The sequence below is a fragment of the Streptomyces sp. NPDC050504 genome, assembly GCF_044458065.1.
GTDB lineage: Bacteria > Actinomycetota > Actinomycetes > Streptomycetales > Streptomycetaceae > Streptomyces.
On the sequence record NZ_JBITHO010000001.1, the window covers coordinates 748752 to 761600 of the forward strand.

The following is a 12849-nucleotide window of genomic DNA, read 5'->3' on the forward strand; positions in this document are numbered from 1 at the left end:
GTCTGACATTGTCACCTGACAAAGTCGCACGATAACGTTTGCGTCAAGCGACAGCCGGTGCGGCACGAAAGGCGGGCCCATGACCCACGCGACGACGACCACCGCGATCCCCGAGCGCCCCGCGCTCCCCTTCCTCGGGCACGCCCTCGACATCCCCAGGGGCGCCGACGGGCTCCTCCACCTGATGAAGGAGGTCAAGGAGCTGGGCCCGGTGTTCCGGGTCCGCGCCTTCGGTGACGACGCCGTGGTCGTGGGCGGACTCGACCTGGTCGCCGAGCTGTCGGACGAGAGCAGGTTCCGCAAGAACGTGCACTCCGACCTGGTCGAGATCCGGCAGATCGCCGGGGACGGCCTCTTCACCGCCTTCCACCACGAGCCCAACTGGCGCAAGGCGCACGACATCCTGATGCCCGCGTTCTCGCTCGGCGCCATGCGCGGCTACCACGCGACCATGCTCAAGGTCGCCCGCTCGCTGATCGCCAAGTGGGACCTGGCCGCGGGCAGCGGCCCGGTGGACGTGCCCGAGGACATGACCCGGCTGACCTTCGACACCATCGGACTCTGCGGATTCGACTACGACTTCGAGTCGTTCGAGCGCGACGAGCAGCACCCCTTCGTCGGCGCGATGGGCAGGGCGCTGGCCTTCACCCAGGCCAAGAGCGAGTCGCTGCCCGGCGCCGAGCTGTTCAAGTGGCGCCAGGCCGAGCGGTTCCGCGCGGACGCCGCGCTCATGACGGAACTGGTGGACGAGGTGATACGGCGTCGCAGGGCGTCCGGCGACACCCGCACCGACGACCTGCTGGGCCGGATGCTGCACACCCGCGACACGGTCACCGGCGAACCGCTGGACGACGTGAACATCCGCAACCAGGTGATCACGTTCCTCATCGCGGGCCACGAAACCACCAGCGGAGCCCTCTCGTTCGCCCTGCACTACCTGACCAAGCACCCCGAGGTGCTGGCCCGCGCCCAGGCGGAGGTCGACGCGCTGTGGGGCGACGCGGACGCGCCCGACCCCTCGTACGCGGACGTCGGCAGGCTCACGTACGTCCGCCAGGTGCTCAACGAGAGCCTGCGGCTGTGGCCGACCGCGCCCGCGTTCGCCGTGGAGCCGATCGAGGACATCGTCATCGGCGGCACGCACGCGGTCCGCGCGGGCGAGACGCTGCTGGTGCTCACGCCCGCGCTGCACCGCGACCCGGCCTGGGGCGAGAACGTCGAGCTGTTCGACCCCGAGCGGTTCACGCCCGAGCGCGAGGCGGCCCGCCCCGTCCACCTCTTCAAGCCCTTCGGCAGCGGCGAACGCGCCTGCATCGGACGGCAGTTCGCGCTCCACGAGGCCACCCTGCTCCTCGGCCTGCTGGTGCACCGCTACCGGCTGATCGACCACGCCGACTACCAGCTCAAGATCCAGCAGTCGCTCACCATCAAGCCCGACGCGTTCACCCTCGAACTGGCCCGCCGCACGGCCGACGAGCGCCGCACGCCCCGCACGCCCGACGCCACCGGCCCGCGTGCGGACGGGGCCCCGGAGCGCCGCACCACCGCGAAGGCCACCGCGCTGACGCTGCTGCACGGCTCCAACCTCGGCACCTGCGCAGGCATCGCCCGCGACCTGTCCGCCGAGGGCGACGCGTACGGCTTCACCGCCTCCGTCGCCCCGCTGGACGACCTCGCGGACGGGCTCGACCCCGCCGCGGGCCCCGTCGTGATCGTCGCCGCCTCCTACAACGGCCGCCCCACCGACGACGCCACCCGCTTCGTCGACTGGCTGCGCACGCTGGAGCCCGGCTCGCTCGACGGGCTCAGGTACGCCGTCCTGGGCGTCGGCGACCGCAACTGGGCCGCCACCTACCAGCACGTACCGACGCTGGTCGACGAGCGGCTGCGCGCCGCCGGGGCCCTCCCGCTGCTGGAGCGCGGGGCGGCCGACGCCTCGGGGGACTTCGCGGGCACCGTGGACCGCTGGAGCGCCGACCTGTGGACGGCCCTCCTCGACCGGTACGGCGACGCGGACGCGGCGGAGCGCGGGGAGCGCCCGAGCGGGGAGCGGGGCCTGTACGAGATCGCGGACGCCACCGCGTCCGTCACCGGCGAACTCGCCGCCCGGCACGGCGTCCGGCCCATGGAGGTCCTCGAAGCCCGCGAACTGGTCGACACGGACCACGAGCTGGGCCGCTCCAAGCGCTACCTCCGACTGCGCCTCCCGGACGGCGTCGGCTACCGGACCGGCGACCACATCGCCCTCCTGCCGCGCAACCCCGAAGCGCTCGTCCAGCGGGTCACCGACCGCTTCGGCCTCGACCCCGACCGCACGATCCGGCTGAGCGCCCGCCGCCGCAGCCGGGGCGCGCTCCCCGTCGACCGCCCGCTGACCGTGCGCCGCCTGCTCACCGACTTCGTGGAGCTCCAGCACCCGGCCGCCCCCGAGCACGTGGCCCTCCTCGCCGAGCACACCGCCTGCCCGCCCGAGCGGCGCCCGCTGGCCGCGCTGGCGGAGGCCGGACCCGAGGAGTTCCACGCCCGTGTCACGGCCGCCGGGCTGAGCGTCCTGGACCTGCTGGAGCGGTACCGCGCCTGCGAGCTTCCGTTCGAACGCTTCCTGGAGACGCTGCCCGTGCTGCGCCCCCGGCACTACTCGGTCTCGTCCTCCGCGCGGGCCGTGCCCGGCGAGGCGGAGCTGATGGTGTCGCTGCTGACCGCGCCCCACCGCTCGGGCGAAGGCTCGTTCGACGGCACCGCCTCCACGTACGTCCAGACCCTCCGCGCGGGGGACACCGTCCAGGCCAGGGTCCTGCCGTGCGCCGAGGCGTTCCGGCTGCCCGGGGACGGCGCGGCCCCGGCGATCCTGGTGAGCGCGGGCACCGGCCTCGCGCCCTTCAGGGGGGCCGTGCTCGACCGGCTGCACGCCGGGGCCACCGGCACCCTGCTCTGCTACTTCGGCTGCGACCACCCGGACGTCGACTACCTGCACCGCGAGGAGTTCGAGCGGGCCGAGGCCGCGGGCGCCGTGCGCATGCGCCCCGCCTTCTCGCGGGCCCCCGAGGACGGGGTGCGGTACGTCCAGGACCGGATCGCCCGGGAGAGCGCCGAGGTGTGGGCCGTGCTGGAGGCGGGCGGCCGGGTGCGCGTCTGCGGCGACGGGCGGCGCATGGCCCCGGCGGTGCGGGAGGCCTTCAGGGCCGTCTACCGCGAGCACACGGGCGCGGACGACGCGGAGTCGGCCGCCTGGCTGGACGCCCTGGTCGAGTCGGGCACGTACGTCGAGGACGTCTGGGCCGGCTGACCCGCGCGGGCCCGGGACCCGGCCCGTGCGCCCGTGACGCGGCCCGTGACGCCGTCGGAAGCTCAGGCCTCCGGCAGCGTCACGGGCTTCAGCGTGCCGTCCGCCAGCGCCACGACGCTGGACACCAGGGTCTGGAGGCCGATCCTCTCGGCCTCCTCGTCGGGCAGGGCCAGGTGCTGGAGCGTCAGCCCGTCGAAGGAGGCGAGGAAGTGGTTCGCGACGGCCGTCGCGGGCGCCGCGAGCCGCTGCCCCGTCCGCTCGGCAGCCTCGGCCACCAGCCGCGCCGTCACGGCCGTCACCTCGCGGTTGTGGGTCTCCAGGACCTCGCGGAGATTGGGCGTGCGCAGCGCGAGCATGCTCAGCTCGGTCAGGAGCTGGTGGGACTCGGGCTGCTCGCGCACCGTGCGCCAGAGGGCGGCGGTCATGGCGGCGATGCTCTCCGCGAAACCGGCGTCGCCGGGCGCCGACTCCTTCACGTGTGCGACCAGGTCGCCGGTCAGCCGCTCCATGACGGCCCGGTACAGGTCCTCCTTCGTACCGAACGTGTAGTGCACCGTCGCCTGGGCGACGCCGAGCTCCGCCGCGATGGCGCGGGTGCTGCCCGCGGCCACGCCCTCCCTGGTCATCAGGGCGATGGCCGCTTCGATCAGCTGGGGGCGGCGTTCGGCCGCGGTCACGTGTGCCATGGCCGAATCATAGCGACTCAGTCGTCCGAGCAAGTCGTTCGAACAACAAGTGCCGTCGTACGGGCCGGGCGATTCTTACGTTCCTTTGCGGCTGCTCTGCCGGGGCTGTGAAACGGGCCCGGCAAGGTCGTACTCGCCCCCGGGGGAGCAAAGCCGAGGGGCCGATCACTGGAGAGACCGGGAGCGGACATGACGCACGAGAAGAAGACGGCGCGGCGCGCGGGACTGGCCGTCAGCATGATGGCGCTGCTGGCGTCGGCCCTGCCCACGGCGGCCGCCGCCGCGCCGGGGACGACGGGACCCGCGGCCCCGCAGTGGTGTCCGACGGTGGCGGGGCACCGGGTCGACTGCGGCACGGTCGACCGTCCGCTCGTCGTCGGGAAGCCGGAGCTGGGCAGGGTCAAGGTGAGCTACGCGGTCCTTCGGCACCGGGCGCCGGGCGCCGCGAAGGGCACGGTGGCCCTCAACCCGGGCGGTCCCGGCGAGACCCTGATCGACAAGGCCGGTGAGGTCGCCTGGTTCATGGAGGGCCTGCTGAAGGACCGCGACGTGCTCCTCGTCGACCCGCGCGGCACCGGCGCGTCCCAGCGCGTGCCGTGCGGCGTCACCGACGCGGAGTACCGCTTCGGCACGCGGGCCCAGCAGCGGGCCGCGGTCGTGAAGTGCGGCAAGAACCTCGGCGCCAGGGCCGCGGGCTTCACCTCCGCCGCCACCGCCGACGACATCGACGCCGTGCGCGCCCGCATCAAGGTGGACCGGCTGAGCCTGTACGGGCTGTCCTACGGGACCTACCTGATGCCGGTCTACGCCTCCCGCCACCCCGGGCACGTGCGCAACATCGTGCTGTCGGGCGCCTACCCCCTCGCGCTCGACCCCATGGCGCGCCCCAGCGCACAGGCGGTCTCGCTGACCCTGCGGCGCCTGTGCGCGCGCAGCGCCGCCGCGTGCGACGGCGAGCGGGCGGTGAAGGACCTGGCCACCACGGCCGCCCGGCTGCGGGCCAAGCCCCTCACCGTGCCGATCACCACCGAACACGGCGTGTACCAGAAGCGGTTCGGCGAGGACAAGCTCGCCAACCTGCTCTTCGAGGCGGCGAGCAGCGGAGTGGGGCTCGCGCCCGCCGACCCCTCGCTGCTCGGCCGGCTGCCCCGCGCCCTGAACCGGTTCGTCGCGGGCGACGCGGCACCGCTGCGCGCACTGGTCCAGGAGGAGGGCGCGTCGGGCAGCACGGTCGACCAGGCGCCGTACATCGCGGTCGTCTGCAACGACTACCGCAAGTCCTGGTCGAAGAAGGCCCCGCTGTCGGTGCGCTGGCGCCAGCACAACGCCGCGCTCGCGGCCGTGCGCCCCGCAGAGCACGGGGCGTTCAGCGCCAAGGGCTTCACCGAGGGGACCACGGACGCGGGTGACGTGTGCATCGGCTGGCCGCGCGAGAACACCCCCGACCCGCAGCCCGTCGGTCCGAAGCTGCCGGACGTCCCGGTCCTCGTCCTCTCCGGCGACCTCGACGCCAACACGCCCGACGCGAGCGGGAAGAAGGCGGCCCGCCAGTTCCGCGACAGCCGGTTCCTCTCGGTCCGCAACCTCGGACACGTGCCCGAGCTGGAGATGAGCCGCTGCGTCACCGGAGTCTCGTCGCACTTCGTCCGCACCGGCCGCACGGGCGACACGTCCTGTCTGAACGCCCTCCCGCCGATCACCGTCGCCCCCGTGCGCGGCTGACGGGCCGGTGCCGTGACCACGTCCGCCACCGACGAAGATGATCACATGACTGAGGGAACGGGACACCGCAGGACGGTGCTGGTCGCCGAGGACGACCCGGGCGTGCGCAGCACCCTGGACCAGCTGCTGCGCTTCGAGGGCTACCGGGTGCTCACGGCCGCCGACGGCCTGGAGGCGCTGGGCCACTTCGAGCGGGAGCGGCCCGACCTGGCGGTGGTGGACGTGGTCATGCCGAACCTCGACGGGCTCGGCCTGTGCCGGATGCTGCGCAGGCGCGGCGACCGCACGCCGATCCTGGTCCTGACGGCCAGACACGAGGTCGGCGACCGGGTGGCGGGGCTCGACGCGGGCGCCGACGACTACCTGGCGAAGCCGTTCGCCACCGAGGAACTCTTCGCCCGCATACGGGCCCTGCTGCGCCGCACCGAAGCGGCCGGGGGCACGGGCGCGCTCGCGGTCGGCGACCTCACGCTGGACCCCGAGGCGCGGCAGGCGTTCCGCGGGGAGCGCGGACTCGACCTGACGAAGACCGAGTTCGACGTCCTCGAACTGCTGATGTGCCACCCGGGCACGGTGTTGACCAGGTCGCAGATGTACGAGCGGATCTGGGGCTTCGACTTCGACACCACCTCCCGCTCGCTGGACGTCTACATCGGCTACCTCCGCCAGAAGACCGAGCAGGGCGGCGAGCCCCGGCTGATCCACACCGTGCGCAGCGTCGGCTACACCGTCCGGGCCGCCTGATGCTCCGTACGAAGATCACCGCAGTGGTGGTGGCGGCGGCCGCGCTCGCCATGGCGCTGGCCGCCGTCATGTCCTACCGGGGCGTCAGCGACCTGGTCGGCGACGAACTGGAGCGCGGCCTCGACGACCGTACGGACGCCGTCGTCGCCCTCATCGACGCGGGCCTGACCCCGCCGCCCCGGGAGGGCATGGTCGAACAGGTGGTGTCCGCCGACGGCGTCGTACGGCAACTGGCCCCCGGCGGCGTGCGGCTGCCGGTCCCCGTGGCTGCCCTGCGGGTGGCCGGGACGGGGACGGGGGAGAGCCGTGAGGACGTCGTCGTCTCCGGCACCGAGTACGGCGTCCTGACCAGGCCGCTGCCCGGCGGGGGAGCGGTCATGGTCGGGCAGGACTACGGGGGCGCCGCGCGCGTCGACGACGCGTTCCTGTGGCGGATCTCCCTCACGACCGCGGCGGCCGTCGCCCTTTCGGCGCTGCTGAGCTGGCTGGTCCTGGGGCGGATCCTGCGGCCCGTGCGCCAACTGGCCCGCACCACAGAGCACATCACCACCACCCGCAACCTCTCCGTCGAGCTGCCGCCCGCCGGGGCCGACGAGATCGGCCGGCTCACCCGCAGCTTCGACTCGATGCTCACGGCGCTGCGCCGCTCCCGCGCACAGCAGCAGCAGCTGGTCCAGGACGCGAGCCACGAGCTGCGCACCCCGCTGACCTCGGTGCGCGGCAGTGCCGAACTCCTGCAACGGGCCCGGGGCAGGCTCGCCCCCGAGGACGAGGAGCAGATCCTCACCACCCTGGTCACCGAGACGGCCGCCCTGGACGACCTCGTGCGGGAACTGGTCGACCTGGCCACCGACCGCTACACGGACGAGGACCCGGTCGCCGTCGACCTGCCGGTCCTCGCCGAGGACGCCGCGCTGCGCCACCGGGCCAGGACCGGCCGCACGATCACCGTCACGGCCGACGCGCCCCGGCCCGTCCTGGCCCGGCCCCGCGCGCTCCACCGGTGCGTCGACAACCTCCTGAGCAACGCGGTGAAGTTCAGCCCCGACGGCACCCCGGTCACCGTCCACGTCGAAGGCACCCGGCTGTCGGTGCGCGACCGGGGCCCCGGCATCGAGCCCGCCGAACGCGAGGCGGTCTTCGGCCGCTTCCACCGGGGCCCGCGCACCCAGGCCACCCCCGGCTCGGGCCTGGGTCTGGCGATCGTGCACGACATCGTCGCGGCGGAGGGGGGCACGGTCTTCGCCACGGGCGCGGAGGGCGGCGGCGCGGAGGTCGGCTTCGCCCTCCCGCCGCAGTCCCCGCCCGCCGCGGCGGCCCGGGGACCGCGCGGGAACAGGTCGGGACCGCCCGCCGAACGACGCGATCCGCCGGGTCGGGAAAGGTGATCACTTGCGTACAGTCGACACGGAAAGTTAGGTTAGCCTTGCCTGGGCGAACAGGGGGGTCGACAAGGGGGAAATGCGATGGTTCGGAACGTGGGAGCGGCAGGTCCCGTACGGGACTTGCGGACCGCGCCCGGCCCGTTCGCGCCCCGACGTCACGACACCACGACGCTCCCCGGCGCCGAACGACCCACCGACCTCCCGGTGAACGCCCCACCGCCTCCGCAGTGAACGCCCCGCCGCCTCCGCGGTGAACGTCCCGCCCGACCCCGCAGCGCCCGTCACCCGACGGGACGCGAACCCGCGTGCCAGAGAAAGGAACCCGACGTGCCGATGTCCGCGCTGGTGCGCCCCAGTCCCGTGCACCGGGCGGCCGACCTCCTGGCCGCGTACCTGCCCGGTTCGTTCTACTTCTCCTCGCCCCGGGGCGCCCTGCTCGCCGACGGCGTGCACACCCGGGTCGCGGCGGGCAGCGGGACGTACGCCAAGGCGGCGGCCGACGCGCTGGAAGCGGCCGCGGCCGCCGGGCTCCCCGAGCCCGTGGTCGCGGGGGCCGTCGGCTTCAGCCCGCTGGCGCGGGCCGCCCTCGTGGTGCCCTGCGTGGTGCGCCGCGCGGACGCCCCCGAAGACCTGGGCGCCCCCAACACCGAGGCGGGCACCGGCTGGTCGGTCACCCCGCGCCCCGAGCCCGCGCACTACGCGGACGGCGTCCGCCGGGCCGTCGAACGCATCGGCCGCGGCGAACTGAGCAAGGTCGTCCTGGCCCGCTCCCTCGAACTGACCGCCGACGCCCCGGTGCGGGTGCCCGCGCTGCTGGCCCGGCTGGTGCGCGCGAACCCGGCGGCGTACGCCTTCGCCGCCGACGTCACCGCCCTCGGCGACCCGGCCCCGCGCACCCTCGTCGGAGCCAGCCCCGAACTCCTGGTCTCCCGGCGCGGCGACACCGTCGTGGCCAACCCGCTGGCGGGCTCCGCGCCCAGGTCCGGCGACGAGGCCGTGGACCGCGAGCGCGTCGCACGGCTGCGCGCCTCGGTCAAGGACCTCGGCGAGCACGCGCACACCGCGGCCCAAGTCGCCGACGTGCTCGGCAGGTTCTGCGTCGACCTCCAGGTGCCCGAGCGGCCCGAGGTCATCGGCACCCCGACGATGTGGCACCTGTCCACCCGCATCGCCGGACGCCTCGCGGACCCCACCGACCCCGTCTGCTCCTCGCTCGGACTCGCCGAAGCCCTGCACCCGACGCCCGCCGTGTGCGGCGTGCCGGGCGCCGGGGCGTTCGCGGCCATCGCGGACCTGGAGCCCGAGGACCGCGGCTACTACGCGGGCATGGTCGGCTGGAACGGCGCGGACGGCGACGGCGAATGGGCCGTGACGATACGCAGCGCCGAGGTCTGCGACCGCACGGTACGGCTCTTCGCGGGCGCCGGGATCGTCGCCGACTCGGTCCCCGAGGCCGAACTGGCCGAGACCACCGCGAAGTTCGGCACGCTGCTGCGCGCCCTGGGCATGGAGGGCGCCGCATGACGCGCCGTCGCGCGCCCCGTACCGTACAGCGCGGCGCCACGACCACCACCCCCGCCGACGCGCCGCCCGCGCCGTCGGTGCCGACCCCCGCAGGAGCAGTCCGATGAGCCAGACCCTGTCGCCCGAGAAGATCCGCGCCGACGTCGCGGACCTGCTCGGCTGCGATCCCGCCGAGATCGACCCCGAGGACAACCTCATGGACCACGGCCTGGACTCCGTGCGCATCATGACGCTCATCGAGCGCTGGCGCACCGCGGGCGCCACCGAGGTGGAGTTCCCCGACCTGGCGGAGCGCCCCGAACTGGCCCACTGGACCGCGCTCCTGACGGGCGGTGCCGCATGACCAGGGAAGACCACAGGCACCGGTACCTGGAGCGGATCGCCGAGGTCCGCGAGGGCCGCCACGCCGAGAAGGTCGGCTACCCGATCCGCGTCCGCGAGACCGAGGTCGTGCGCACCGCCATGGTCGGCGCGGGCCTGCTGCGCGTCACCCTCGGCGGTCCCGGCGCCAAGGAGTTCGAGGCCCACTCGCCCGACGAGCACGTCAAGCTGCTCTTCCCCGAGCCCGACGGCACCCTGCGGCTGCCCGAGACCAACGGTCTGATGCTCAAGTGGCCCCGCCCCGCGCCCACGTCGCGCGAGTACACCGTGCGCCGCTACGACCCGGCCGCCGCCGAGATCGACATCGACTTCGCCCTGCACGACGGCGGACTCGCCTCCGACTGGGCGCGCGCGGTCGAGCCCGGCACCCCGGTGCACGTCGCGGGCCCGCCCGGCGGACTGATCGTCCCCCACACGTACGACCGCTACCTGCTCGCGGGCGACATCACCGCGCTCCCCGCGATCGCGCGCTGGCTGGAGGAACTGCCCGAGGCCGCCAAGGGCTGGGCGTTCATCGAGGTCGCGGGCCCCGCCGAGGAGATCGAACTCGACGCGCCCGAGGGCTTCGAGGTGCACTGGCTGCACCTCGGCGAGCGCCCCGCGGGCACCGGCGACGCCCTGGCGCGGGCCGCCACGGCGGTCACCGTCCCCGAGGGCGAGCGGCTGTACCTGTGGGCCGCGGGCGAGGCGGGGCAGATCAAGCCGCTGCGCCGCTGGGCCCGCGACGAGCTGAAGCTGGACAAGGCCGACCACGACATCACCGGCTACTGGAAGCGCGGCGTCGCCGACTTCGACGACGACCACTGAGCCGTACGCGCCCGGGGCCCGCGGGCCCCGGCCGTACGAACCCCGTACCGGACGGCCGCCGAACCGTCCGTGTCCGACCCCGTTCCACCCCGTCCGGCCCTGTTTGACCTCGCGTCCGACCGAAGGCCGCCCGACCGGGCGCGCCTGACCCGCTTCCCCCGAAGCACACTGAACAAGGAGCATCACATGTCCATACGCAGAACGTCCGGCCTGGTGGGCGCCCTCGCGCTGGCCCTGGTCGTGACCGGGTGCAGCTCGTCGGACGGCAAGTCGGACGCCGAGGGCAAGGGCAAGACCCGGGTGTTCGCCGCGGACAACGGCAAGATCACCATCCCGGAGAAGCCGAAGCGCGTCGTCGCCACCGGCTACGCCGTGCCCGCCCTCATCGAGGCGGACGCCCCGCTCGTCGGCATCTCGTCGTGGAAGCGCGGCGAGCCGATGATGGACGCGAAGACCCTCGCCACGTACAAGAAGCTCCCCAAGGTCGCGGGCGAGCTGGCGACGGAGACCAACTACGACGCGATCGCCGAGGCCGAGCCCGACCTGATCGTCATCGGCGTGCCCGCCCCGGTGCTCGGCGACATCGACGTGAAGCGCCTGGAGGGCATCGCCCCCGTCGTCGCCATCGGCCCGACCAAGCCGTCCGCCTGGCGCACCCTCTCGCACCAGCAGGCCGACGCCGCCGGTTCGCTCAAGCAGTTCGACGCCGTCAAGACCCAGTACGAGACCAAGGCCGCCGCGCTGAAGGAGAAGTACAAGGGCGTCCTGCCGAAGCTGAAGTTCGGCCACCTCGGCTCGTACGGCGAGTCCGCCAAGGGCACCTTCCAGCGCGAGTTCAGCGGCTCCTGGGGCACCAACATCGCCGAGGACGCGGGCGCCGTGTACTACGGCAAGGTCAAGAACCCCGGCCCCGGCTCCAAGGGCGTCAGCGAGTACCCCTCCATCGAGGAACTGCCCGCCTCCTTCCGCGAGGCCGACGTCATCACCTACTCCGTCAAGGCCGACGGCTCCCTGCCCGAGTCGGTGAAGTACGCCATGGACTCCAAGCTCTGGAAGAACCTGCCCGCCGTCAAGGCCGGCAAGACCATCCCGATCCGCTACACCGAGGCCGCGACCTACGGCCAGGGCATGCAGACCCTCGACGCGATCGACAAGGCGTTCGCGCCGCTGCTGAAGCCGTGACCACCGCAGGCCGCACGTCCGAAGCGACGGGAGCAGGGCGGGCCGCGCCGCAGACCGCCCTGCTCGTCGGCGGACTCGTCCTCCTGGCCGTCGTCGCCGTGATCAGCGTGGGCATCGGTGCCCGCTCGATCCCGCCCGCCGACGTCGTGCGCGCCCTGCTCGACTACACGGGCACCGACGAGCAGGTCATCGTCCGCGACATCAGGGCGCCCCGCGCCCTGCTCGCGGTCGCCGTCGGTGCCGCACTCGCGGTGGCCGGCGCGCTCATCCAGACGATCGCCCGCAACCCGCTGGCCGAGCCCGGCATCCTCGGAGTCACCGCGGGCGCCGGGTTCGCCATCACTCTCGGCTCGGGCCTCGGCCTGGCCGCGGGACAGGCCGGCCAGTTCGGCTGGGCGGTGCTCGGCTCGGTGGTCGCCACCCTGATGGTCGCCGCCGTCGGGCGCCAGTCGCCGCTGCGCCTCGTCCTGGCGGGCGTCGCCCTGACCGCCGTACTGACCGGTGTCGCGCTCGGCATGCGGCTGATGAAGCCGGACGTCTTCGACGTCTACCGGTTCTGGTCGGTCGGCTCGCTCGCCGCCCGCGAACAGGCGCCGCTCGCCCTGCCGCTGACCGCCATCGGCCTGGCCCTCGCAGGCGCGCTGGTGCTCGGCAAGTCCCTCAACGCCCTGGCGCTCGGCGAGAACGTGGCCCAGACGCTGGGCGCGGGCGTGGGCCGGGTGCGCGCCGTCGCACTCGTCCTGGTCACCGTGCTCAGCGGCGCCGCCACGGCCGTCGCGGGACCGATCCTGTTCGTCGGGCTGATCGTGCCGCACCTGGTGCGCAGGCCCGCGGCGGGCTCGGTGCCCTGGACCCTCGGCTACAGCATGGTCCTCGGCCCGATCCTCCTGCTGATCGCCGACATCGGCTCGCGCGTGCTGCTGCCCACCGGCGAGGTGCCGGTGGCCATCGTCACCGCATTCCTCGGCGGCCCCATGCTGATCTGGGTCGTCCGTCGCTACGGGGCGGGGTCACTGTGAACGCCATCGACACGAAGTCCGGCCCCGCCAAGGGCCCGGCGGACGGCCGGAAGACCGGGCGGGCCGCCCGCGAGGGCCTCGGCCTGACGGTCCAGCGCCGCACCGTGGTGCTC

General features: G+C 73.9%; 10 protein-coding genes. 9 read left to right on the forward strand and 1 reads right to left on the reverse strand.

The features are described from left to right. Nucleotides 1-79 precede the first annotated feature (79 nt). The gene (locus tag ACIBNE_RS03140; protein ID WP_399268891.1) at nucleotides 80-3286 is read left to right on the forward strand and encodes a bifunctional cytochrome P450/NADPH--P450 reductase; all 3207 of its coding nucleotides are present in this window, start codon (nucleotides 80-82) and stop codon (nucleotides 3284-3286) included. A gap of 62 nt (nucleotides 3287-3348) precedes the next feature. Here the strand turns inward: ACIBNE_RS03140 and ACIBNE_RS03145 are convergent, their stop codons facing one another. Then, entirely contained in the window at nucleotides 3349-3972 is a 624-nt protein-coding gene (locus ACIBNE_RS03145; protein ID WP_399268894.1) for a TetR/AcrR family transcriptional regulator, read from the reverse strand. A gap of 189 nt (nucleotides 3973-4161) precedes the next feature. On the opposite strand from ACIBNE_RS03145, the gene ACIBNE_RS03150 reads away from it, so the two are divergent. The 8 genes from ACIBNE_RS03150 to ACIBNE_RS03185 all read left to right on the forward strand — a co-directional run bounded on the left by ACIBNE_RS03150 (nucleotide 4162) and on the right by ACIBNE_RS03185 (nucleotide 12736). Next, nucleotides 4162-5694 carry an alpha/beta fold hydrolase gene (locus tag ACIBNE_RS03150; RefSeq protein WP_399268896.1) on the forward strand — a complete coding sequence of 511 codons (1533 nt, stop codon included), beginning with the start codon at nucleotides 4162-4164 and terminating at the stop codon, nucleotides 5692-5694. A gap of 45 nt (nucleotides 5695-5739) precedes the next feature. Continuing rightward, entirely contained in the window at nucleotides 5740-6438 is a 699-nt protein-coding gene (locus ACIBNE_RS03155; protein ID WP_399268899.1) for a response regulator transcription factor, read from the forward strand. Further along, complete coding sequence (locus ACIBNE_RS03160; protein ID WP_399268902.1) at nucleotides 6438-7826, forward strand: ATP-binding protein; 1389 nt, start codon at nucleotides 6438-6440, stop codon at nucleotides 7824-7826. The genes ACIBNE_RS03155 and ACIBNE_RS03160 overlap by 1 nt, the downstream gene beginning before the upstream one ends. 330 nt (nucleotides 7827-8156) lie before the next feature. Beyond that, on the forward strand, nucleotides 8157-9347 hold the full coding sequence (locus ACIBNE_RS03165) for an isochorismate synthase (protein WP_399270037.1): 1191 nt from the start codon (nucleotides 8157-8159) through the stop codon (nucleotides 9345-9347). A 103-nt stretch (nucleotides 9348-9450) separates the two neighbouring features. After that, nucleotides 9451-9690 (forward strand): phosphopantetheine-binding protein, encoded by a 240-nt coding sequence (locus tag ACIBNE_RS03170; RefSeq protein WP_399268904.1) that lies wholly within the window; start codon nucleotides 9451-9453, stop codon nucleotides 9688-9690. After that, nucleotides 9687-10535: a siderophore-interacting protein gene (locus ACIBNE_RS03175; protein ID WP_399268906.1), complete on the forward strand. Its 849-nt coding sequence runs from the start codon at nucleotides 9687-9689 to the stop codon at nucleotides 10533-10535. The genes ACIBNE_RS03170 and ACIBNE_RS03175 overlap by 4 nt, the downstream gene beginning before the upstream one ends. A 186-nt stretch (nucleotides 10536-10721) precedes the next feature. Continuing rightward, on the forward strand, nucleotides 10722-11717 hold the full coding sequence (locus tag ACIBNE_RS03180; protein ID WP_399268908.1) for an ABC transporter substrate-binding protein: 996 nt from the start codon (nucleotides 10722-10724) through the stop codon (nucleotides 11715-11717). Further along, nucleotides 11714-12736: a FecCD family ABC transporter permease gene (locus ACIBNE_RS03185; RefSeq protein WP_399268910.1), complete on the forward strand. Its 1023-nt coding sequence runs from the start codon at nucleotides 11714-11716 to the stop codon at nucleotides 12734-12736. The genes ACIBNE_RS03180 and ACIBNE_RS03185 overlap by 4 nt, the downstream gene beginning before the upstream one ends. Nucleotides 12737-12849: the final 113 nt, after the last annotated feature.